Source organism: Cupriavidus sp. GW822-FHT02D05, from assembly GCF_058802485.1.
The window spans coordinates 24044-45681 of the sequence record NZ_JBXAOE010000044.1; the positions used below are offsets into that span (position 1 = coordinate 24044).

The window sequence follows — 21638 nt, forward strand, 5'->3', positions numbered from 1 at the left end:
AGGACGCAGGCATGCCGCTGCGCGATGAGCAGCGCGAAGTAGCGGTAGGCCGTTGGTCCTTCCTTGACGCTCCGCGCGAACTGCGCCCGCGAAAGGACAAGCAGTCTTGCGTCCGTGTCGGCAGTATGACGGCGCCGGCGTGCCAGTCGAATCGGTGGCCGACTATCTGATCAAACCGGCGCCTGGCGCCATCAATCCTTTCTTGCCGGGGGCTGAGCGCGATGCCAGCGCCCGGACATACTCGCTGGCGGTTGCTGATGGCGTACCGCCGGCCGACCAGCCGGTCGGCATGAATCAGGTTGGCCAGCAGCGTGCGACATTGCATGCTCCCAAGTACGGAGCCGCATCTATGCGCGTGACAAGGGGACAGACGAGACCGGCGGCGCCGGGCTGCCGGTCCCAGTGCTGACGTTGGCAGACGGCAAGGTGTTGAAAGGCGATGCGGCTTGCCCAGCCTTGCGGAAAAAGCAGCCGCTACATGTCGACGTCCGCATTTGAAATTTCGCATGCCTTGCATGCCTGCCAAGCCCTGATCCGAGGCGCTGCGGACGCGCCCCCAATGCAGCGGCCGTAACGCGCCTCGATCAACGCGCTGATCAAGATGCCAGGCGATGCGAAGTTGAGCTTCGGCATGGCGAGGGGAGCGGGCGGTTTCATGGCGCTAGGGTAAACCCATGGTTGTGAATATGTTTGAACATATTATAGTTGGATATGTTCGAACATATTTGAGCGTGTTCGCGAAACCAGCAATTACCTCAGAGGCCGATATGTCCACTTTTTCCGTCCCCATGGCTAGCACCGTTGTTGATTCGATTCTGTTCCGCGATGCCTTCGGCACCGCCAAGATGCGCGAGATTTTCTCCGACCGGGCGCTGATCCAGCGTTACATTGACGCCGAGATCGCCTTGGCGAAGGCCGAAGCGCGCGTCGGCGTGATCCCGGCCGAGGCGGCGGAAGTGATTGCGCGCGAGTCGCGCATCGAGCGTATCGACTTTGACCATATGCGTGAGGAGACGGACATCGTCGGGTACCCGATCCTGCCGCTGGTGCATCAGCTTGTGGGCATGTGCGGCGATGCCGGCCGCTACGTGCACTGGGGAGCGACCACGCAGGACATCATGGACACCGCGGTGGCACTGCAGGTGCGCGACGCGCTCGACAGCATCGACACCGATGTCCGCGAACTGCGCGCCATCCTGGCCGGCCTGGCGGTCAAGCATCGCGATACGCCCATGGCCGGCCGCACCCACCTGCAGCAGGCGCTGCCTGTCACTTTTGGCTACAAGGTCGCGATCTGGCTCGCCATGTTCGACCGCCACCAGCAGCGTCTGGCGGAATTGCGCCCACGGGTGGCCGTGGTGGAGTTTGCCGGTGCGGCGGGCACGCTGGCCTCGCTGGGTGACAAGGGCTTCGCGGTGCAGCAGGCGATGGCCGAGGAACTTGGGCTGGGCGTGCCGGCAACCACCTGGCATGTGGCACGTGACGGCTTTGCCGAGGCGGTGAACCTGCTCGCACTGATCACGGGTTCCCTTGGCAAGATCGCACTCGACATCATGATCATGGCATCGACCGAGTTCGCCGAGGTCTATGAGCCTTTCGTCAAAGGCCGTGGCGCTTCCAGCACCATGCCGCAAAAGCGCAACCCGATCTCCAGCGAACTGATGCTGGCCGCCTCGAAGGCAGTGCGCCAGCACGCCGGCCTGATGGTCGATGCCATGGTGCAAGACTTCGAGCGCGCGACCGGCCCATGGCATGCGGAGTGGATTGCGATTCCCGAGAGCTTCATCTTCACTGCGGGTGCCCTTCACCAGGCGAAGTTCGCGCTTGGCGGCCTCATCGTCGATACCGAACGCATGAAGCACAACCTCGGCATCACTCGTGGCCTGATCGTGGCCGAAGCGGTGATGATGGGCATGGCCCCCTTCACCGGCCGCCAGCAGGCGCACGACATCGTCTACGACGCCTGCCGCACCGTAAACGAGAAGGGCGGCACGCTGGCCGAGGCACTGATGGCACTGCCTGAGGTCACGCAACACTTCGATCGCGCGGCGATCGACCGGTTGACGGATCCGGCCAACTATCTCGGCCTGGCGCCGCAGATGGTGGACCGCGCCATCGCGCTGTCGAACGGTGTGTAAGAAACAGCATCAAACAGCATCGAGGAGACAGATATGGAAAACCATTCATCCAGCGCAGATGCGCTGATCTCGCCCCCGAGAAAACTACCCTGGTATCGCAAGCTGGGTATGCAAGTGCTGGTGTCCCTGGTGCTTGGCATCGCGGTGGGCTTCATCTTCCCGAAGTTCGCCTCGCAGCTCAAGCTGCTCGGCGACATGTTCCTCTCGCTGATCAAGGCGGGCGTGGCGCCGCTTGTGTTCCTCACCATTGTCCACGGCATTGCATCCGCCGGCGATGTGAAGAGTGCTGGCCGCGTTGGCTGGCGCTCCATCTTCTACTTCGAAGTGCTTTCGACGATTGCCCTGGTCGTGGGCATGCTGGCGGGTAACCTCTTGCAGATCGGCAAGGGCATGACCACCGTAGCCACCGGCGCCGCCCCGCCGGTGGTGGCCAAGGCCGGGCAGCACGGCTTCCTGGAGTTCATGGCCCACATCGTGCCAGACAATTTTGTCGGGGCGTTTGCCAAGGGCGAACTGCTGCAGGTGGTGGTGCTTGCGGTGATGGTTGGCATCGGCATCCTCGCCATTCCGGAAGGCCGGCGCGAGAAGATCAACGAGGGGCTCGACCAGATCTCCGAGGTACTGTTCTCCTTCATCAACCTGGTGATGAAACTGGCGCCGATCGGCACGTTCGGCGCGGTAGCCTATTCGGTCGGCAGCAACGGCACCGCGGTGCTGATCGCGTTGGCCCAACTGGTGTTCAGCTTCTACGCGGTGGCGGCGGTGTTTATCGTGGTGGTGCTGGGCCTGGTGGCACGGCTGGCAGGCTTCAGTCTCTGGCGTTTCCTGCGCTACATCAAGGACGAGATCCTTATCGTGCTCGGCACCGCATCGTCGGAGAGTGCACTGCCCCGCCTGCTGATCAAGCTGGAGCGGTTGGGTTGCGCCAAGCAGACCGTGGGCCTGGTGCTGCCAACCGGCTACGCATTCAACCTCGATGGCACCTCGCTCTTCATGGCCATGGGCGTGATGTTCATCGCGCATGCCTACGGCGTGCCGCTGTCGCTGGATCAGCAGATTGGGATCCTGTTGCTGATGCTCCTGACTTCCAAGGGCGCGGCGACCGTCTCCGGCGGCTCCTTCGTGGTCTTCGCTGCAACGGTGACTTCGACCGGGATGCTGCCGGTCGAAGGACTGGCCGTCATTTTTGGCGTCTACCGCTTCCTGTCGATGGCGATCTCCACCTGCAATACGATCGGCAACAGCGTCGCGACCGTGGTCATTGCCAAGTGGTCCGGCACCTTTGACCACGAGATTGCGCAGCGGCATCTGTATCCCGAGCGCTTTCCCGAAACGGCCAACGCCGATGCTGCGCTCGACGATGGCAACCTTCTGCCTGAGGACTCCAAGGAAGGCAATCCACACACTGCCGGTATCCCGCTCTCGAAATCCGGAGCGTGATCGGACCATCCCGCCATGGCAGCGAAGGTGCCGATTAGAGAGCATTGGTTCCAGTGGCGCCTTGCTGCCCGTCCTCGCTAGCGGCGGGACGTTCCGCACGAATGCCAAACCAGCACGTCACGGCTCCCACCAGCAGCAATGCGGCCGCGAGGCAGAGCGAGAGATGCATGCCGCGCATGAAGGCCTGCGGGGCAGTGTCGCGCACCAGGTAACCGAACCCCGCCACGCCTAGCATACCGCCCACCTGCCGCGCTGAGTTGAGGACGCCGGAGGCGATGCCCGCGCGGGAGCCATCCACGGCTGACAGCGTGACATTGGTCATGGTCGGCACCATCAGCGCGATGCCGCTGGCGGCTAGCAGCATCGGCGGGGCAAGCAGCCAGTAGGGGCCGTCGATGCGCACCGGCAACAGCATCAGGTAACCCAGGGCGGCCAGGAGCAATCCCAGCACCATCAGGTATCTCGCGCCCATCCGCGTGATCAGGCGGCCGGCGAGCACGTTGACTGCCATCAGTACCACCGTCATCGGGAGGAACGCCAGCCCGGTCTGCTGTGGCGATAGTCCCTGCTGAAGCTGGAAGAACAGGCTGAAGACAAAGATCTGGCCATAGTAGGCAAAATTCACGATCACACCGGCGAGCGACGCCACCCTGAACGCCGGGATGCGCAATAGCGCCAGCGGCAGCATCGGCGCAGCACTGCGTGATTCGATGCGGATGAAGGCGGCCGCCGACGCCAAGGCTAGCCACAGCCCCGCCAGTACCCAGGCGTGTCCCCAGCCGAGACGGCCGGCTTCGGTGACCGATGCGGTGAGTGCGGCCAGCGCCAGTATGGCCGCGCCTTGCCCGGGCCAATCCAGGCCGCGGTGATGTCCGCTGCCATCGGCGGCCACATGGCGCAACGTCAGATACAGGCCAATCAGGCCCAGCGGCAGGTTGATCAGGAAGATGCTGCGCCAGCCGAAGTGGGTCACCAGCAGGCCGCCCAGCACCGGCCCGGCCGCCAGCGAGATGCCGCCGATCGCACCCCACCAGCCGACTGCGCGGCTGCGTTGTTCGCGTTCGGGAAAGGCCCGCTGGAGCATCGACAGCGAGTTCGGCACCAGCAGCGCCGCACCAATGCCCTGGCCCAGCCGGGCCACCACCAGCATCGCCAGGCTGCCCGCCGCGCCGCACGCCACCGACGTCAGCGTGAACAGCGCGAGCCCCATCAGGAACACCCGTCTGGCGCCCAAGCGATCTCCGAGCGCTCCGCTGGTCAGTAGCAACGCCGCGAACACCAGCGTGTAGGCGTTGATCACCCATTGCAGCCCCGCCACATCGGTGGCGAATCCTTGCCGCAAGGTATCCAGGGCGACATTGACGACGCTGACGTCCAGCAGGACGACGACAAAGCCGAGCGCAGCGGCCAGCAGGGTGGCCCGTTGCGCATTGGTGGTGGTAGGCATGGCATGGATTCCAACGATAGGATCTCCGCATGCTAGGCTGCAGACATATCCGCGTAAATTCCCTAAAATCTCCACCGAACCTGGAGAAAACGCACAGATGCTCGATTGGGAAAATCTTCGCCACTTCCTGGCAGTCGCTCGCACCGGCACGTTGTCCGGCGCAGCGCGCGATTTGCAGGTGGATCACGCCACGGTAAGCCGCCGGCTGGCCGCGCTCGAAGCCGGGCTGCAAGCGCTTCTGGTTGAACGCCTGCCGCGCTCGTGCCGCCTGACGCCGCTCGGGGTGTCGGTCTTCGAGCAAGCCAGGACGATGGAAGCCGCCGCGTTCGCTATCGAGCGGCAGACGCGTGCCAGCCACGAGCCCGTGAGCGGCAAGGTGTCGCTCAGTGCGCCACCGGTGCTGACCACACATCTGCTGGCCGGCCGCCTGGCGGATTTCCGCGCGGCTTATCCGGGTATCCAACTCTGCGTGTCGGCGCAGGCCCGCGCGGTGTCGCTGACGCGCCGTGAGGCAGACGTAGCGCTACGGCTGGTGCGGCCCAGCGAGTCGAGCAGTGTGGTGCGCAAGCTGGGGCAGATGCCATTCGCCTTGTACGCAAGCCTCGACTATCCGGCATTGCGGAGTCCCCGCGACTGGACCTTTATTGCCTACGATGCGCAGTTCGCCGACATGCCGCAGCAGCGCTGGCTGCTGGAGCTGGCGGGGCCACGGCCCGTGGGCTGCGAACTCAGCGATATCAGCAGCCATCTCGCCGCTGCCCGCGCAGGGGCGGGCGTGGCTGGCCTGCCTTGTTTCCTGGGGGATGCCGATGCGGGCCTGGTACGGCTGGAACACGAGGGCGCTGCATTCTCGCGCGACATCTGGCTGGTGGTGCACAGGGACTTGCGGCGCTCGGCCCCTGTGCGCGCGGTGATGGACTTTCTTAGCGAAGTAGTGGCCGGGCACGGCGCATTTGGATCCGCTTCGGAATAGGCACATGGGCTCTCAAGCGGCTGCTTGGGGCCGGCTAACGCGGCCGGGCCCGCCAGTATCGGCCGGTCGACACGGACGCCTGGATCGTCGACAATCGACGTGTGGATGGCAGGCAATTCTCTTCGTGGAGTGAACTGCAGACCATAGGATGCAAATCTCGCGTGCGGTGGGAAAAATATAAATGACTCTGATTGACGATTTTCTGCCTCAATATGATTTCCGCGAGCGACACGCTGCGCTCGTACACGCGCCAGCGAACATTATTCTGGATTGCGTTGCTCGCCAACGTGCGCAAGATGATCCGCTGGTACGACTGGCCATTGGCCTGCGCGAACTGCCGTCGCGATGGATGAACCGGTCGAGCAGACGCCCGCTAGATCTCGACGATTTCACATTTCTTGGTCGCGAAGGGGATTCCGGGCTGGCGTTCGGGCTGACCGGAGCTTTCTGGCGGGCAGATTACGGTTTGCTGGACATTGGGTCCCCCGAAGCCTTCAAGGCGAGCGTCAGAATGGACGTCTGCCAGCTCGTCATGGGCTTCAACGTAGATGCCGATGCGTCAGGCGCATCCGTGCTGAGCACGGAGACCCGGGTGTTTTGTCCAACCGCGGCGGTTCGTCGCCGATTTGCTCCCTACTGGTACATCATCCGTCCTGTCAGTGGGCTAATCCGGCGGCGTATGCTTGCCAGGGTTCGGCGACAGGCCGAAAGTCTTGCCAAAGAACGATGATTCGCCACTGGCCAAGAATGGCTATTTGTGAAAGGTATATGCATGGAGTGGCTTGAACCGTGGTGGTCCACTAAAAGTATGGACGAGCAATTTCACGAAGCCTTCGCGCGACAGCTCGCGCTGGAGGTTCCGCCGGGGCACGAAATGTTCGGGCTGCTTGCAAAACTTATCGGAAGGGGCCCGGGCGACGATGCTTTGTTTGAAATACTCGATGGTAGTGGTCGGGTTGCGGTGGTTCATCTAACCTGGTCGAAATCGCGCGGGCGCTTACCCTGGCCCATCACCGTTTTCTACACCGACATGAAGAACTGGATCGAGACATGCATGCTTCCGGAGCATCAGGAGTGGGCGAATTGAGTGAAGACCTGACGTCCAGCAGTAAATTCCTTAGTCTGGTGCTCAGACACGCTCCGGAAACGATAGGCCTTTCGCTGAATGAAGCCGGTTGGGCGAATGTCGAGTTGCTTCTGCGGCAAGCCAACGCGCACGGCAAGCGAATTGATCGTGAGATGCTTGAGAAGATCGTGGCGACCAGCGACAAGAGGCGGTTTGCCATCAGCGACGACGGGCTGATGATCCGAGCCAACCAGGGACACTCGATCGATGTGAATCTTGGTCTCGAAGCGCTAAAGCCGCCTGTGCAACTTTTCCACGGCACGGCAAGCAGGTTCGTTCCTGCCATTCAGGACCAAGGCTTGAAGCCGCAGAACCGGCAGCACGTGCATCTGTCGGCAGACATTGCTACCGCGCTTGTCGTTGGGCGTCGGCACGGCAGTCCTATTGTGTTGAGGGTGGAGTCCGCGAAGATGTACGAGCTCGGTCACGCCTTCTTCCAATCACAGAACGGTGTTTGGCTCACGCAAGCGGTGCCGCCTCAGTTCATACAACCGATCGACTTGCCCAAGCTTCTTGGATGATGTGGCTTAATGCCCCCTTTGAGGACGGCAGTTTGAATGCAATCGATTGCGGGCACTCACCTGACAGACATTGGTTGGTTGATGCGACGATGAGAGCGATGAGATTGCGTGGAAGTCCAACGCAGCGCCAATGTTCCTCGCCGGTCCAAACGAATGCTAGCCAGCCGATCGCGCTGCGCGCCGGAGCGTGTTCCGAACGCCTGGCGGGGGGCACGTCCCTCGCTTAGGTTGCCTTCGCGACCAGTGGCCGACTTAATACATGACGAGCAGGCGGCGGCTCATCATCTGCCACAAACGGCGGGGCTATTTTCCGGGTTCTCCCACATAGTTCAGGGGCACCCATTCATATTTGTTTCCCGCTCTTCGAATGTGCCCCAAGCCGGGGAAGGCGATGTGGGCCGCACCTACCGTGTAATGACTGGTTGCCAGCATATCCATGACCGAGCGGCGCGAGCGTTGCGCCTCGGTCGCGGTGCTATCGTACTTGACCGTCGCCTCGGGTGTTCGCATTTGAATTGAGGCAACGTGGACAATATCGCCCCAGACCAACATTCCCTCCCCTTTGCTGCGGATCAGATACCCCGTGTGTCCGGGAGTGTGGCCGGGCAATGCCATTGCCTGAATACCGGCATCCAGTTCGATGTCCCCGATAAACGGGCGGACCTTGTTTGCCGCAACATAAGGTGCGACCGATGCGATGGCCGCATCAAAGAACGTTGCGAGGAAGTCGGGCGCCTTTGATTTGCTGGCTGGATTGAGCCAGTAGTCTGCTTCGGCCTGGTTCACGCGCAAGATGGCGTTTGGAAACGCCATCTTTCCGCTGGCGTCGACACCACCAACGTGGTCCTTGTGCAGGTGCGTCAGCAGGATCTCGTCAACTTGTTCCGGTTGATAGCCAGACGCTCGCAGGTTGGCCAACAAGTGTCCGCAGCAGTCACCATAGAGCACGCCCGCCCCGGCATCGACCAGGACGAGTTTTGCGCCAGTGTTGATCAAGAAGGCGTTGATGGAACCCTGGACGGGAGCTTGCAGGAAATCCTCATCGAGGTCGCGTTTGATTTGTGCCTTGGACACCCCTTCAACAACCGCATCTATCGGAAACGCATGCGTTCCGTCCAGGAGCGCCGTCACCTCAAAGTCTCCGACCATGACGCGGTGAAAGCCGGGCCCCTGTGTACGAACTTGTGGTGCCGCGGCCTGCGCGGAAGGCAGAACAGATGCCCCCAGCATTATTGTGAACACCAGCCGTGTGCAGGCGAGCGCCAGGCGTTTGAGGATTTGCTTCATGACTTCGGATACCGCAAGGAGATGGGTAGGGCTCGCACCCCGGACCGAGGCGCTATCGCGACGGGAACCGGCAGAGGGATTCGGGAAGTCACGCACGCGTTCCGGACCATCGTGAGGGCGGATGCTACCGCCTCGTGGAATCACTGCATGGCCCCCGGCGCTGGCGGGCATAGACGCAGGCCAGGTTAAGCAGTAACCGACTTAACCGCGTCGATGATGACGTCTGCAACTTCCCGGTGCTTCGACAGGATCAGAAGATGGCTTGCCTTCAGTTCAGTCGTCTTCGCCTTGAGCCGTTTGGCGAGTTCCGCCTGAAGTTCCACGCTCACTGCGCGATCGTCCGTCGCCACGACGTACCAGCTCGGACGCGTCTGCCACGCGGCTTTGGTGATCTTGTCGCCGAACGTGCTGGTAGGCAAAGGAGGCTGCACCGTTGCGAGGATGCGCACCTCGGATGCCGGCAGATCGTTCGCGACATCTTCGATCCAGGCCTCGGGGCTGAGCTTAAGGTAACCGCGGCCATCATCCTGAATCTTTCCCAGCGCCGGCGGGGCAGGATGTGACGAGACCAGGTCGCCCGTCGACTCGCCTGCCCCCGGCGCAAGCGCGGCTACGTACACCAACCCCTTCACCTTGGGATCGTTACCTGCCTCGGTGATGACCGTCCCACCCCAGCTATGCCCAACCAACACAATCGGGCCTTTGATCGACGCCATCGCCCTCTCGGTCGCGGCCACATCGTCGGCGAGCGAGCTGGTGGGATTCTGGATTGCTACCACGGGAATGTTCTTGTCCAGCAGGTGCGGGATGACCCGTGCCCAACTTGACCCATCAGCCCATGCACCGTGGACGAGCACGACAGTTACGCCATTTGGCGATGCAGCATTCATTTGGAAACTCCTTGACCGGAATGTGACCGGATTCAGTTTGGCTATCGTTCGGATAGTGCGCTGATCGAGCGCAGTCGAAAAACAGGCGAAGGATGATGCGCGCCTACTAGCTGCGGCGATTATTTCGGGCCAGGGGAAAAAGCTCGATCGACACCATTCTGGTGACCTGAAAGTGTCATGAAGCCCAGCAAGTTAAACGGATGCCATTCCTGTGGTCAATACTACTTACGGATAATCGTCGAGACGGTAGTCTTAGCGACGTGTTGGATCAACAGGTGTCTTGGCGCAGGAGCGACGTGTTGGGCTTGTGTGCGGGGCGGGCTGATGCGATGCGACCTACGACCTTGGTGTTAGCCGGTTCTACGAGGATCGGGTAGAAAATTTCAGCTTTCTTTCGAAGAATGGAGGGAGCTTGCCAGGGAGTCAGAAAGCGAAGCTGCCCGATTGATGACATTCACAATTTTGGGGAATTTAATAAAAACGAAAAATCGATCCGCATGCGGAATGTCGATCAGTGAGAGGACAACAATTTAACGTTCCCCGCCAGAAGGTAAGACATCATGGAAAATAGCCAGATTCGGATCAAGCATCATACGATTCGTGCGAATGGTATTCGACAGCATTTTCTCGAAGCCGGTGACGGACCTCCCGTGGTGCTTCTGCATGGATTTCCGGAAACCAGTTTCGCGTGGCGATTTCAGTTTCCGGCGCTGGCCCGGCACTATCGGGTCATCGCTCCCGATCTGCGCGGTTACGGGGAAACAGACAAGCCGTCCTCGGGGTACGACAAGCGGAACATGGCGCTGGACATCACCCGCCTGCTCGATGAACTGAAGATCGGCAAGGTGGCGCTGGTAGGGCACGACCGCGGTGCCCGGGTGGCGACGAGACTGACGAAGGATCATCCTGAGCGCGTGGACCGATTGGTGGTGATGGATAACGTGCCGACACGAGTCGTCGCGCAGAACATGAGCGCACAGACCGCGCGCGCCTATTGGTTCTTCCTCTTCCATCTGGTGTCGGACCTCCCTGAGACCCTGATCGCAGGTAAGGAAGCCGAGTGGCTCCACCATTTCTTCGCCGACTGGTGCTACAACCCACACACGATCGAAGGCGAGGCGTTCGACACCTATGTCCGCGCGTACAAGCGGCCCGGCGCAGTGCGCGGAGCAATGGCTGACTATCGGGCGAACGCCGAAGATGTGGCGCAGGACCTGATCGATGCCGACGTCAAGATCAAGTGTCCCGCGATGGCGATCTGGGGCGAGGACTTCTACGCGGTGGGCGGGATGTTCGATATGAAGGCCGTTTGGGAAGGAATGGCCAGCAACTTGCGCGCTGAACCTATCGCCCAGTGTGGCCACTTGCCGCAGGAAGAGCAGCCTGCCCATGTCAACGAGTTGTTGATCGACTTCTTGCGCGGCTGGAACGGCGCGTAGTTGGCGCGACGAAACCACCTCGAAGGGCCACACCGGTGGCGATATCCCAGCGTGACCCTTCTCCGCAAGCACCCCATAAGAGACAGCCATGTCGGAAGACAAAGAGCCTCGCAGGCGCTTCCTGCGCCAGGTACTCGCTGCCAGGCTGCCCGAGTTCGTCGATCGCCAGATGGAAACGCCGTTCGGCCACGGCAAGCTCTGGTACATGCGGAGACCATTTCCACACGGACCGGGTGCTGGAGTTCGGCTACCAGTTGAGCCTGGTGCCACGCGACAACTATCGGCACGGCATCGCAGCCTGCAACGCATGGTGCAAGAAGGAGCATGGCAAGGTATTCGCCGAACTGGACAAGGCCACTCAGGAAAAGGTGCTGACCGACCTGCAGACGGGCAAGGTGCAAATATCGATACGCACACTCTCGTTGACCATTTTCCCAATCCAGTATCTTTGAGGACTTGAACGATGATTGACAGGGCACAGGACGGCACGTCCTTGTCGGGGCGAAGTGTGCTGGTGTTGGCTGCGTCGTGCGGATTCGCCGTGGCGAACCTGTATTACAGCCAGCCGTTGCTTCCAGCGATGGCTGCCGCCTTCGACGCTGGTGCCGAGGCGCAAGGCGCCATCGCCATGCTGACGCAGCTCGGCTACGCCAGCGGCTTGCTGCTGTTTGGCCCCTTGGGCGATCAACTCGATCGCCGAAAGTTGATTACCGTTCTGTTGCTGGCAAACGTGGCCGCGCTTGGGTTGTGCGCGTCCGCCCAGAATCTTCCTTGGTTGCTGGCCGCCAGTGTCCTCCTCGGGCTCACGGCGATGAGTGCGCAGGTCATCATTCCTGCAGTGTCGGGGCAAGTAGACCCCGCGCAACGAGGACAGACGGTGGGGCGGTTGTTGAGTGGACTGTTCGCCGGCACGCTGCTAGCGCGCACGGTCAGTGGCTATGTCGGTGCTCACGCGGGCTGGCGCTCGATGTTCCTGTTGGCCGCGGCTCTCGATCTCGTCCTGATCGCGATGGTCTGGGTTCACTTGCCACGTGCCGGAGCGGAAAGCGACCTGTCATACGTACGCTTGCTCCGTTCAATGGTAGAGCTGTTCGCACGAGAGCCGCTTCTGCGCGAGGCCTGTCTGACCGGCTTTCTCTTGTTCGGCGCCTTCAACGTCTTGTGGGGGTCGCTTGCCATGATGCTTGCCGGGCCGCCCTATGGCTGGGGCAGCGAGGTGGCCGGGCTCTTCGGGCTTGTCGGCCTGGTCGGGATGTTTGCGTCGCCCACCATCGGTCGCATTGCGGATCGCTTCGGTGGGCGACGAGTCGTCGGCGGGGCCGCAATATTGGTGATGCTGGCGTTCGGACTTGTCGCTGGCTCGATATGGTCAATCGCGTGGCTAATCGCCGGTATAGTCGTGCTTGACCTGGGAAGCCGGGCGAATCTCGTCGCGAACCAGACAAGGCTATATGCGTTGCTTCCGGCGGCGCGCGGGCGTCTTAACACGATCTTCATGACTTGCTATTTCCTCGGCGGCGCCGCAGGGTCGACAGTTGGGACGTTTGCAGCCGGTCGGTATGGATGGCACGGCGTGGCGATAGCTGGCATGCTCTGCGCGGGCTCAGCGCTGATCGCGACCGTCGGGGTTCGTGCGGCCGCACAACGTGCAGTATCAGGGGAATGACTGATGCCTCGCGTGCGGTCCGTTTCGCATCGATGCGGGAGACGTTGAGCGGAGATTGAATGTCATGGCGCTGACCTGCGAATTGAGCTTGAGGGCGAACGAAGTCCAAAAGTCCCGCTAGTTCGCCGCAGGCATCTGAACTCTGCCGCACCGACACAGTGGCGTCATGTGGAGGCCGTAGCGATGCAGGATGAGCGACGCTCCATCCAGGAAGCTGAGGCGATGTCGATGTGCTGGCTGGAGACTATCTCAAGGTTGGGCATGATATTGCCTTCCTATGGTCGTAACGCGCCAGGAAAGTCGGGAGGCGAGCGGCGCCTGAGTCGTCCTCTGGCGATGCCCTTGTGCGCGAGCACGATGCTTTACGGGGGCGCCATCCCGTTCTTAAACGGGAGCAACTTCCCATGTCGGAACTACCTTTGCACGAACCAACTCAATGTGCGTTCGTCCTTGTCGACGAACAAGCGGGACTCGCTTTCGCAGCGGGATATCAGGCCCCGCAATTGCTTCGCAGTAACGGCCTGGCGGTAGCAAAGACCGCAGTTGCCTTCGGCGTGCCAGTCGTGATCTCGACGTCGGCGTCTAGGGCATGGCGGCGGCTACGGAACAGGGTTCGCATATGCCCGGGATATGATCAAGCCCGCTTGATCCGAAAGCGGAAGACCGAGTTCTACGCAACGCATCGTGCATGAGTGGAAGCACTCCGACGAGGTGCTCTGGTCATGAACAATGCGATCGGTACTCCGATTTTGCATTTCAGCGAACGGAATCTTCCCCTTGCTGTCCCGCTCGGCGGCGTTGGCGGGCTTCAATTCACTGTGTCGCTTCGGCTTTCAGCCTTGGTGGCAGACAATCTCACTCCGCCTGTCCCGTAGTCCCGCTGCCGCCTCGATCGCGATCCCTGCGGCCCACCTTGAGGCGCCATTCACAATCGCCGAGACGTTCATCTTTTGGCGATCTGCTCCTGCCTGCAGTGCGCGCCAGATTCCGTCATTTGCTCTATCCCTGCAAACGTGCACATCGCTATGTTGTCGTACAGCGAATCTTCCAGTGCTTCGTCCGACAGTCCATACCACTGCTGCAGGAAGCAAATACGCATCCGTTCCAATCCAATCGGCGGCCGGCCACATCGTCGCTTGGAATAGGGCAGCTCAATCGCCGCCAGCAGTCGCCGCCGTGCCACCACGCGTTCCATCTCGTTCGGAAGGCGCTGGCGACGGGTCAGGCACTTCTTGCCGTGGTTTCTCTGCTTTCGCAAAACTGAACTGTCGCTTCATCTCTGGCTCATCTCCGGGACACACACATGACAACACTTACGAGCCACTCAACGATGACTGCCACGCGGACTAAATGGGTTTTCCCCTGGCGTTACGTTGCGCGACCGACATCGATTCTTGATTCCTTGTAAATAGTGTTTTGATTTGATCATTTGCGACTTGCTCAACTAGCATATCCGTCATCCAGCCCCGGGGGGCGCCTGCGCAACTCCCCCTCTGAGGGAAAATCCGCCTTTTTTATGGCGCCGCCAGTCGGCCGCTGTATGAGGAAGAGCATGAAACCACTGACAGGAAGCAGCCAGAATCGGCCCGCGGTGCCCAGTGCTCTCGGCGCCCGGCGCCGACACCAGTTTGCTCGCCTTAAAGCCTCCTTCCGCTCGCACCGGCACCTCGCACATGATCTTGTCGAGATGCCATCGTGTTCTCCGATTCCTGACTGTGATCGGATCGGTATTGCGAGCAAATTGGCAATGCTGTGTACAGCGTTTCCGCCAGCGGCATCTGATGTGCATAGCCAGGCAATATTAAACGTCCTGTTGCACACCTGCTTGAAACTGACCGGTGCGACGCGTGCGGCGGTAGTAGCCATTCAGGGCACTGAGCAGTGCGTAGCTGCAGTGGTGATGGCGGGCGTCGGCTCTCCGTCGCCGAAAATTGTCGATTCAACGCCGCAACAAATCGCACTTCCTCAGTCGGTTATCCACCATGTATTGAACACGGGTGCGGAGCTAGTGCTCGCAAATGCTTTATCAGTAGCGCCATTTAAAGACGATCGCTATATATCCATTCACCGCACGCGCCGGATTATTTGTCTGCCGCTAATCAGGCATGAGAAAATTGTCGGTTCTCTTTATATTGAGTGCCAGCTATCGACGTCAGATCGCGTCCCCGAAGAGATCGCAGTGCTCAGATTCTTCGCGCAGCTATTGGCAGTCCTCCTTGAAAGCTACAGACTAATCGAAGAAGTAGATCAGCAGCGAAAGTCGCTTCGGAAGGCGCAAGTCGATCTGGAACATGCGTCAAGAGTCATGACGTTGAGCGTTCTGCAATCTTCGCTGGCACATGAACTCAGTCAGCCACTAGCAGCACTAACAACCAACGCCGCCGCAGCGATCCGCTGGCTGGATCATGATCCGCCAAATCTCCATGAGACACGCGAGTCCTTGGGGAGCATTGTTTCTCAGGGGATCCGAGCAGCGGCAATCATAGACGGGATGCGAGATCTTCTCAGGAAAACAACGCCATCCGCTCCTGCTCGCTTGCAGATGAACGATCTCGTTGGAGAGACGTTAACGCTGGTTAGAGGAAAATCTTCGGAAGAGCAGATCGCGATCACGACCGATCTAAGCCCAGACCTTCCGCCTGTTAGCGGCAACAAGGTCCAGCTACTGCAAGTGATCCTGAATCTGGCGCTGAACGCTCTGGATGCCCTAAAAGGCATTACGGAGCGGCCTCGAATCCTCCATATACGTTCGAGGAATTTCGGCAAGAAAGGTGTCATCGTCTCCGTACAGGATTCCGGGGCGGGCCTTACTCAACAGGCAAATGAACGAATGTTTGAACCATTTTTTACGACAAAGGAGAATGGACTTGGCATGGGCCTGATCATCTGCAATTCAATAATCAAAGCACATGGCGGACATCTCTGGTGTAGTTCAGGAAATCCGACGGGAACGGTTTTTAATTTCTCAATACCTTCTCTCCCTGCGGGTTAATTAAATTTAATGCATTAAAAATCAGATTGATTGCATTATTTTTTATGTGTTAGTTTGCTCGCGCCGATATTATGGCAAATGTTCTGTGATTTTACAGAAAGCTCTCTGGCCACGTGATCGACAAAGCAGATAATGCGGGATGCTAATGCCGTATTGCGGTAGTAGACTGCGTTAATCGACTGTCGCGCATCGAGTGTTTGCTGCGTGAATAACTGAACCAGTCTCCCGCATTGTCGATCATCGCTTGTCATGAAGTCTGCCAGACAAACGATGCCCTGACCAGCCAAGGCCAAATTCCTAAGTACTTCGCCGCTTGACGAGGCGATTGTCGGTTCAATGCGCATGATCGTTTGGTTATGGTTGAGCAGCGGCCATTCATTGAGCGACTCCGGCTGTGTAAAGCCTAGCAGGGAATGCTGCGCGAGTTGCGCCGGTTTGGTCGGAGTGCCGTGGCGTTTCAGATAGTCAGGACTCGCGAGCACGCGAAGGGAACTGCTACCAATCGGACGCGCGTGCAGCGTGGAGTCTCTCAGCGGACCGATACGAAATGCCACATCGGTTCGCTTCTCAAGCAGATCAATAATGCCCTCGTTCGTGTTCAACTCCAGCTCTACTTCCGGATACTGGCTTCGGAAGCCTTCCAGTAGCGGTACGATTGCGTGCACCATATATGGTGTCGCTGCGTCAATCCGTAACCGCCCGACCGGACGCATCCGTCTCGCCGCCATTTGCTCTTCCGCTTCATCGACTCTCGTCAGGATGGCACGGGCGTGTTCCAGGAACGCCGCCCCTTCCTCCGTCAGTTCCAGTCGTCGTGTGGTTCGCCGCAGCAGCGTAGTCTGTAGTTTTTCCTCAAGCCGGCTTAATGTTCGGCTGGTGGCGGACACCGTCAAAGCTAGCTGTTCAGCGGCAGCCGTAATTGAGCCCGTGTCCACGACGGCCGTAAAGGCAAGCATTTCGTCGATCGTCGTCTTCATTCCTGACATCCTATACACGCATTTGTAAATATGAGGACGGTAATCTGGTAGAGATCGCTCCCACACGGTCCGCGGCGACGGGTCCTGGGGCCACCTGCGAAGCGAACCCTGAGTTGCAGGGGCGTGTCACAACGTAGACGGCCCCCCTGACTCGCCGGACACAGTCTGCCCTCTTACACGGGGACCCAGGCGCGCACTGTGGCAGGGATTAGTTCAGTGGGAAACGCAGGCACCTCGTTAGTGCTTTATGGGGCATTCTAACCGCAGGCGATCGAGGCTTTGCGATAAGACGTAGTCACGCTGGCAATGGTCGGGTTCCAGGGTCAGTAAGCGCCCGTTTGAAAATTCGCCGCAGATGTGTTCTAACGTTCGGACGTGGATAAAAGAACATCGAGAGCGGCAGGCAAGCATGGCGGCCAAGACAAAGCGGTATCCGAGTGATCTGACGGACATGGAGTGGCCAGCGATGGAGGAACTGCTGCCGAGGCCCGCACAGCGAGGGCGGCGAAGGAAGGCCGATCTGCGGGAGGTGATCAACACCTTGCGAAACCTGGTGCGCTCGGGGTGTGGCTGGCGCATGCTACCCAAGGACTTTCCGGCCTGGCAAACGGTGTACTGGTGGTTTCGCTGACTGATGCGGGGGTTCCTGTTCCAGACGCTTCATGATGTAGTGCTGGTGCTCGACAGGGAGTTGGAAGGCAGGCAGCGCTTGCCGAAGCGCGGGCGTGGTGGATAGCCAGTCGGTAAAAGCGCCAGCCGCCAAAGAGCGCGGCTACGACTCGGGAGAGAAGATCGTCGGGCGCAAGCGGCATATTGCCGTGGATACGAATGGCCGGTTGCTGATGGTGAACTTGACGCCGGCAGATATCGCAGATAGTGCCGGGGCGTTGGCGGTTCTGGAGGCCCTAAAGAAGCGTTGGCCGGGACTGAAGCATTTGTTTGCAGATGGCGCATACGGTCGTCGCACGTTGATGGACAAAGCCGCGACGCTCGACTTCGTCGTGCAGGTGGTGCGCCGCCACGAGGATCAAGTTGGTTTCGCGGTGCTACTTCGGCGTTGGGTGGTGGAACATACCTTCGGTTGGATGGTTCGCTGGCGTCGCCTTGTCAGGGACTACGAGCGGCGTCCTGATGTGTCCGAGGCCATGGTCTATACCGCAATGGGCGGGTTGCCGCTAGGTAGAATCGCCCCGCAGAATGCCCATCCTTGAATTATCGAGCGGGCTATAACCGCAGCATTCAATAAAGACGTCATTGTTCAAATGACGAAAACACATATTTTTGAGGTTTTATGACCACCTCCTTGGTTAAAATCCGACTTCTTACCGCCGCTGACGCAGCAATCTTCAAGGCAATCCGTCTACACGCTATCGAAAACGCTCCCACGGCAATCTGGCCAACCCGCGTCGAAGAAGAGGCACGCTCTGCCAGTGCAGTCGCAGAGCGAATTCAATCGACGCCTACGCAGGCTGTTTTTGGTGCGTTTGTTTGCGAAACCCTGGTTGGCATCGCTGGCGTACGTCGCGAATCGCTCTCGCAGGTGAGCCACAAGGCGAGCATCTGGGGGGTATTTGTCGACCCAAACCAACGCGGCAAGGGAATCGCGCGGGATCTGTTGAATACCGCGATGGCCCATGCGTCAAAGAACTGGGATAGCGCGCAGTGCAATCTGTGCGTCAATACGGAAAACACGGCGGCCAAGCAATTGTACGAATCATTGGGATTCGCAGCTTTCGGCGTCGAACCTCGCGCAATGCAGGTGGATGGGCGGTTCTACGACGAACAGCACATGTTTCTGAAGCTGCGATGATCGCAACGAAGCGGCCTTCGATATTCCCGTTTTCGGCTACGGCCATTCATCGGGACGTTGGAATGCCATTGCCATGGCTGGCTTGATCAGCTAGCCGCCATTCGATGTGTGGTTGGGCCGGCGAGGGACGACTCCGAGGGCGGCATACGCGCCCAGGCGGGTTGGTGGGCGCCGATGTTGGTCGGCGCACATTGTGGTGGCCTCAGGCTCCTTGGGCTTCGCTCAAGGTCGGGTAATCGGTGTAGCCCTGCGCCGTGCCGCCGAAGAAAGCACTGTGTTGAACCTCGTTCATCGGCGCATTGGTCTTCAGCCGGGTGACGAAATCCGGGTTCGCAAGAACCATCTGGCCGTAGGCTTCCAGGTCGGCCAGCCCCGATGCCACGTCGGCCCCGATCTGGTCACGCGGGCGGCTCGGCCGGTTCAGGATCAGCGTGCCATTCCAGAGCTTGCGGATGTCGGCCAGCAGCGGCTCGTTGCCCTGGTGCAGGATGTGCAGGTAGGCCAGGCCCAGCTTGTCGAGTTCGGCGACCAGGTAGCGGTACAGATCCGGCCCTTCGGCGCCTTCGTCGATACCCCAAAGCGTCGTGCCGGGCGACAGGCGAATCGCGGTCCTGTCTGCGCCGATTTCCTCGGCAATCGCGGCGGCGACTTCGAGGGCGAAGCGGGCGCGGTTCTTGATCGAACCGCCGTACTCGTCGGTGCGCGTGTTCGCGCTCGGTGCGAGGAACTGCTGGATCAGGTAGGCGTTTGCAGCGTGGATCTCGACGCCATCGGCGCCGGCTTCGACCGCGCGGCCCGCCGCGTGGCGGAAATCCTGAGCGGTCTGGTGCACTTGCTCGGTGGCCAGCGCACGCGGCACGGGGATGTCCTGCATGCCCTTGGCAGTGAACATCTGCGTGCCCGGCGCAATGGCCGACGGTGCGACGCCCTGGCGATGATGCGGCGTGTTGTCCGGGTGCGACATGCGCCCGGCGTGCATGAGCTGGATGAAGAGGTGGCCACCCTTGGCATGCACGGCGTCAGTGGTCTTCTTCCAGCCGGCGACGTGTGCATTGGTGTAGATGCCTGGCGTGGTCAGGTAGCCCTGTCCATCGTCCGAGGGTTGGGTGCCTTCGGCGACGATCAGGCCGGCGCTGGCGCGCTGGGCGTAATACTCGGCGGCCAGCTCTCCCGGCGTGCCGTCGAATTGGGCACGGCTGCGGGTCATTGGTGCCATGACCAGGCGGTTTTGCAGGGTGTGGCGGCCGACGCGGACGGGATCGAACAGTTTGCTCATGATGGAATCCTCAGAAAGTGGTGGATGGAGGAATCATCGCCTGCTTCTCATGCGGGATAAATATGGTAATTTGGAGAACATTGATCCACTGATGGAGCAACGAGCATGGAGCTGTTGAACGACATGGCCTTGTTCGTGGAGGTCGTCAAAGCCAAGGGCTTTCGAAGTGCCGCGGAGGTGATGGGCGTGCCGAACTCGACACTATCGCGGCGGATCAGCGCATTGGAGAAAGCGATCGGGCTGCGCCTGCTGCATCGCACGACACGCAAGATCGAATTGACCGAGGCCGGCCAGATTTACTTCGAGCGATGCAAACGCATCGTCGATGAAGCCCGGCTGGCACACGAGCAGCTCGGCGACATGCTTGCCCAGCCCAGCGGTGTGCTGCGTGCATCGTTGCCGGTGGATTTCGCAGTCACCTACCTGGCGCCCTTGATCGCCGAGTTTGCTGGCCTCTATCCCGGCATCACCTTCGATTTCGACCTGACTCCGCGACGGGTCGATCTGGTCAGCGAACCCTTCGATGTGGCTATCCGCATGGGGGAGTCCGAAAACTCGCAGCTGATCGCACGCGCGTTGGCCGCGCTTACGCCTAACCTCTACGCCTCGCCCGGCTACCTTGGACGATCGGGCGAGCCAAACAAGCCCGCCGACCTGGATCGGCACGAGTGCTTGAGCATCCTGAAGGCGGGTTCGTGGACGTTGCGCGACGGGAAGCGAAGCGCCACGGTGCCGGTGGGTGGGCGGTTCACGCTCAACAGCGTTGGCATGAGCCGCCGCCTGGCAACGCTCGATATGGGCATCGTCCTGATGCCGGAGGAAGTCGTCGCTGATGAACTGGCCAGCGGAAAGCTGCGTCGCATCATGCCGGAATGGCACGGCACGCCGATGCTCGTTTATGCCATCACCGAAACCCGTCTGTTGCCGGCGAAGACGCAGCGCTTCATCGAGTTCCTTCGCGAGCGTTTAGGGCGGTAGCTTGGCCGCTGGATCGGACGGCCACAACCAGATTCGGCCGTTCAAGGGAGGCTACAATGGTGACGCGCCGGCCCGGCCCCTGCTGAATTGAGCTTGCGCCCGAACTAAACTGCCGCGCACCGCGTCCCGGCTACTGCAAACGAGCAAAGAAAATGGATGCAGCTACATTCGTGGGAAACTGGGTAGACCTCAAAAACGACCTCCTTTCCGTCTTGATGGGCGAACAAGGCGAAAGTGTCATCGCTACGCAGATTCGGAATATGGCGCTGACGGTGGACCAGACTGAGCAGCTTCGTAATGTGCTCGATGGCGTATTGCGAGACGCCATGTACAGCCTGCTTCTTGGACTCGATGGCGCGTCTAGCATAGGGCGCGATCAGCAAGCTTTCCAGATTCTGGATGAGCGAGGAATGGCTGTTTCCTCCTGTGGCGAGCTTGAGGCGGAGGCGTGGAAGCGATTTCGCGCCGTGCCATAGCGTTGCTAGCCGATCAGTTTCACTGCCTTGGCTTTTTGGCGCCGAGGGCCGGACTAGACCGGGGCGATCGGACCGGTTGAACCCCCACCTTAAGCGCCATCGTTCAACCGCCAACCGTGCACGAAGCGCTTTCCCGATATCCGCGTCGGCATCGGGATTCGCATTTCCTCTGGGCTGACCATTTCATTATGTCCGGTCCTGG

General features: G+C 60.2%; 17 protein-coding genes and 3 pseudogenes. 14 read left to right on the forward strand and 6 right to left on the reverse strand.

Annotated elements, in window-relative coordinates; genetic code table 11:
* The first annotated feature begins 767 nt into the window (after nt 1–767).
* Together AC1RQK_RS36845 and AC1RQK_RS36850 are read left to right on the forward strand one after the other, a co-directional pair.
* A complete protein-coding gene (locus AC1RQK_RS36845) occupies nt 768–2138 on the forward strand; it encodes a class-II fumarase/aspartase family protein (protein WP_492814342.1) in 1371 nt (456 codons plus the stop codon).
* Between the two features lie 33 nt (nt 2139–2171).
* Nucleotides 2172–3578 carry a cation:dicarboxylate symporter family transporter gene (locus AC1RQK_RS36850; protein ID WP_492814344.1) on the forward strand — a complete coding sequence of 469 codons (1407 nt, stop codon included), beginning with the start codon at nt 2172–2174 and terminating at the stop codon, nt 3576–3578.
* Between the two features lie 34 nt (nt 3579–3612).
* Here the strand turns inward: AC1RQK_RS36850 and AC1RQK_RS36855 are convergent, their stop codons facing one another.
* On the reverse strand, nt 3613–5025 hold the full coding sequence (locus AC1RQK_RS36855) for an MFS transporter (RefSeq protein ID WP_492814346.1): 1413 nt from the start codon (nt 5023–5025) through the stop codon (nt 3613–3615).
* A 97-nt stretch (nt 5026–5122) separates the two neighbouring features.
* On the opposite strand from AC1RQK_RS36855, the gene AC1RQK_RS36860 reads away from it, so the two are divergent.
* From AC1RQK_RS36860 to AC1RQK_RS36875, 4 genes are all read left to right on the forward strand, one after another.
* Entirely contained in the window at nt 5123–5998 is an 876-nt protein-coding gene (locus AC1RQK_RS36860) for a LysR family transcriptional regulator (protein ID WP_492814348.1), read from the forward strand.
* Between the two features lie 181 nt (nt 5999–6179).
* Nucleotides 6180–6728 (forward strand): hypothetical protein, encoded by a 549-nt coding sequence (locus AC1RQK_RS36865; protein WP_492814350.1) that lies wholly within the window; start codon nt 6180–6182, stop codon nt 6726–6728.
* Nucleotides 6729–6770: 42 nt separating this feature from the next.
* A complete protein-coding gene (locus tag AC1RQK_RS36870; RefSeq protein ID WP_492374913.1) occupies nt 6771–7085 on the forward strand; it encodes a hypothetical protein in 315 nt (104 codons plus the stop codon).
* On the forward strand, nt 7082–7645 hold the full coding sequence (locus tag AC1RQK_RS36875; RefSeq protein WP_492374914.1) for an RNA 2'-phosphotransferase: 564 nt from the start codon (nt 7082–7084) through the stop codon (nt 7643–7645). Before AC1RQK_RS36870 ends, AC1RQK_RS36875 begins: the two co-directional genes overlap by 4 nt.
* 303 nt (nt 7646–7948) lie before the next feature.
* On the opposite strand, the gene AC1RQK_RS36880 is transcribed toward AC1RQK_RS36875, so the two are convergent.
* Together AC1RQK_RS36880 and AC1RQK_RS36885 are read right to left on the reverse strand one after the other, a co-directional pair.
* A complete protein-coding gene (locus AC1RQK_RS36880; RefSeq protein WP_492814353.1) occupies nt 7949–8932 on the reverse strand; it encodes an MBL fold metallo-hydrolase in 984 nt (327 codons plus the stop codon).
* A gap of 185 nt (nt 8933–9117) precedes the next feature.
* The gene (locus tag AC1RQK_RS36885) at nt 9118–9822 is read right to left on the reverse strand and encodes an alpha/beta fold hydrolase (protein ID WP_492374916.1); all 705 of its coding nucleotides are present in this window, start codon (nt 9820–9822) and stop codon (nt 9118–9120) included.
* Between the two features lie 560 nt (nt 9823–10382).
* Between AC1RQK_RS36885 and AC1RQK_RS36890 the strand changes: the two genes are divergently transcribed.
* The 3 genes and pseudogenes from AC1RQK_RS36890 to AC1RQK_RS36900 all read left to right on the forward strand — a co-directional run bounded on the left by AC1RQK_RS36890 (nt 10383) and on the right by AC1RQK_RS36900 (nt 12927).
* Entirely contained in the window at nt 10383–11261 is an 879-nt protein-coding gene (locus tag AC1RQK_RS36890) for an alpha/beta fold hydrolase (protein WP_416046926.1), read from the forward strand.
* Nucleotides 11262–11349: 88 nt separating this feature from the next.
* Nucleotides 11350–11659, forward strand: a pseudogene (locus AC1RQK_RS36895) (gluconate 2-dehydrogenase subunit 3 family protein); the annotation flags it as partial.
* Between the two features lie 65 nt (nt 11660–11724).
* Entirely contained in the window at nt 11725–12927 is a 1203-nt protein-coding gene (locus AC1RQK_RS36900; protein ID WP_492374917.1) for an MFS transporter, read from the forward strand.
* A gap of 982 nt (nt 12928–13909) precedes the next feature.
* Here the strand turns inward: AC1RQK_RS36900 and AC1RQK_RS36905 are convergent.
* Nucleotides 13910–14204, reverse strand: a pseudogene (locus AC1RQK_RS36905) (transposase); the annotation flags it as partial.
* Between the two features lie 470 nt (nt 14205–14674).
* Between AC1RQK_RS36905 and AC1RQK_RS36910 the strand changes: the two are divergent.
* Nucleotides 14675–15919, forward strand: a complete 1245-nt coding sequence (locus AC1RQK_RS36910; protein ID WP_492814378.1) for a sensor histidine kinase — start codon at nt 14675–14677, stop codon at nt 15917–15919.
* Nucleotides 15920–15954: 35 nt separating this feature from the next.
* Here AC1RQK_RS36910 and AC1RQK_RS36915 read toward each other — a convergent pair whose 3' ends face one another.
* On the reverse strand, nt 15955–16896 hold the full coding sequence (locus AC1RQK_RS36915; protein WP_492814356.1) for a LysR substrate-binding domain-containing protein: 942 nt from the start codon (nt 16894–16896) through the stop codon (nt 15955–15957).
* A 355-nt stretch (nt 16897–17251) separates the two neighbouring features.
* Here AC1RQK_RS36915 and AC1RQK_RS36920 point away from each other — a divergent pair.
* Nucleotides 17252–18107 (forward strand): annotated as a pseudogene (locus tag AC1RQK_RS36920) (IS5 family transposase).
* 92 nt (nt 18108–18199) lie between these two features.
* Nucleotides 18200–18706 carry a GNAT family N-acetyltransferase gene (locus tag AC1RQK_RS36925; RefSeq protein WP_492814380.1) on the forward strand — a complete coding sequence of 169 codons (507 nt, stop codon included), beginning with the start codon at nt 18200–18202 and terminating at the stop codon, nt 18704–18706.
* Nucleotides 18707–18908: 202 nt separating this feature from the next.
* Here the strand turns inward: AC1RQK_RS36925 and AC1RQK_RS36930 are convergent, their stop codons facing one another.
* Nucleotides 18909–19982, reverse strand: coding sequence for an alkene reductase (locus AC1RQK_RS36930; RefSeq protein WP_492814358.1), 1074 nt, complete (start codon nt 19980–19982; stop codon nt 18909–18911).
* A 105-nt stretch (nt 19983–20087) separates the two neighbouring features.
* Here AC1RQK_RS36930 and AC1RQK_RS36935 point away from each other — a divergent pair, with 105 nt between their 5' ends.
* Nucleotides 20088–20960 (forward strand): LysR family transcriptional regulator, encoded by an 873-nt coding sequence (locus AC1RQK_RS36935; RefSeq protein WP_492814360.1) that lies wholly within the window; start codon nt 20088–20090, stop codon nt 20958–20960.
* Nucleotides 20961–21112: 152 nt separating this feature from the next.
* A complete protein-coding gene (locus AC1RQK_RS36940) occupies nt 21113–21436 on the forward strand; it encodes a hypothetical protein (RefSeq protein WP_492374921.1) in 324 nt (107 codons plus the stop codon).
* Nucleotides 21437–21638: the final 202 nt, after the last annotated feature.

Excerpts from the sequence above, each read along its gene's own strand:
- AC1RQK_RS36850 (WP_492814344.1), top strand. The coding sequence starts at position 2,172 with ATGGAAAACCATTCATCCAGCGCAGATGCGCTGATCTCGCCCCCGAGA.
- AC1RQK_RS36900 (WP_492374917.1), top strand. The coding sequence starts at position 11,725 with ATGATTGACAGGGCACAGGACGGCACGTCCTTGTCGGGGCGAAGTGTG.
- AC1RQK_RS36935 (WP_492814360.1), top strand. The coding sequence starts at position 20,088 with ATGGAGCTGTTGAACGACATGGCCTTGTTCGTGGAGGTCGTCAAAGCC.
- AC1RQK_RS36855 (WP_492814346.1), bottom strand. The coding sequence starts at position 5,025 with ATGCCTACCACCACCAATGCGCAACGGGCCACCCTGCTGGCCGCTGCG.
- AC1RQK_RS36915 (WP_492814356.1), bottom strand. The coding sequence starts at position 16,896 with ATGAAGACGACGATCGACGAAATGCTTGCCTTTACGGCCGTCGTGGAC.
- AC1RQK_RS36930 (WP_492814358.1), bottom strand. The coding sequence starts at position 19,982 with ATGAGCAAACTGTTCGATCCCGTCCGCGTCGGCCGCCACACCCTGCAA.
- AC1RQK_RS36865 (WP_492814350.1), top strand. The coding sequence starts at position 6,180 with ATGACTCTGATTGACGATTTTCTGCCTCAATATGATTTCCGCGAGCGA.
- AC1RQK_RS36860 (WP_492814348.1), top strand. The coding sequence starts at position 5,123 with ATGCTCGATTGGGAAAATCTTCGCCACTTCCTGGCAGTCGCTCGCACC.
- AC1RQK_RS36880 (WP_492814353.1), bottom strand. The coding sequence starts at position 8,932 with ATGAAGCAAATCCTCAAACGCCTGGCGCTCGCCTGCACACGGCTGGTG.
- AC1RQK_RS36885 (WP_492374916.1), bottom strand. The coding sequence starts at position 9,822 with ATGAATGCTGCATCGCCAAATGGCGTAACTGTCGTGCTCGTCCACGGT.
- AC1RQK_RS36890 (WP_416046926.1), top strand. The coding sequence starts at position 10,383 with ATGGAAAATAGCCAGATTCGGATCAAGCATCATACGATTCGTGCGAAT.
- AC1RQK_RS36910 (WP_492814378.1), top strand. The coding sequence starts at position 14,675 with ATGCTGTGTACAGCGTTTCCGCCAGCGGCATCTGATGTGCATAGCCAG.
- AC1RQK_RS36870 (WP_492374913.1), top strand. The coding sequence starts at position 6,771 with ATGGAGTGGCTTGAACCGTGGTGGTCCACTAAAAGTATGGACGAGCAA.
- AC1RQK_RS36845 (WP_492814342.1), top strand. The coding sequence starts at position 768 with ATGTCCACTTTTTCCGTCCCCATGGCTAGCACCGTTGTTGATTCGATT.
- AC1RQK_RS36940 (WP_492374921.1), top strand. The coding sequence starts at position 21,113 with ATGGATGCAGCTACATTCGTGGGAAACTGGGTAGACCTCAAAAACGAC.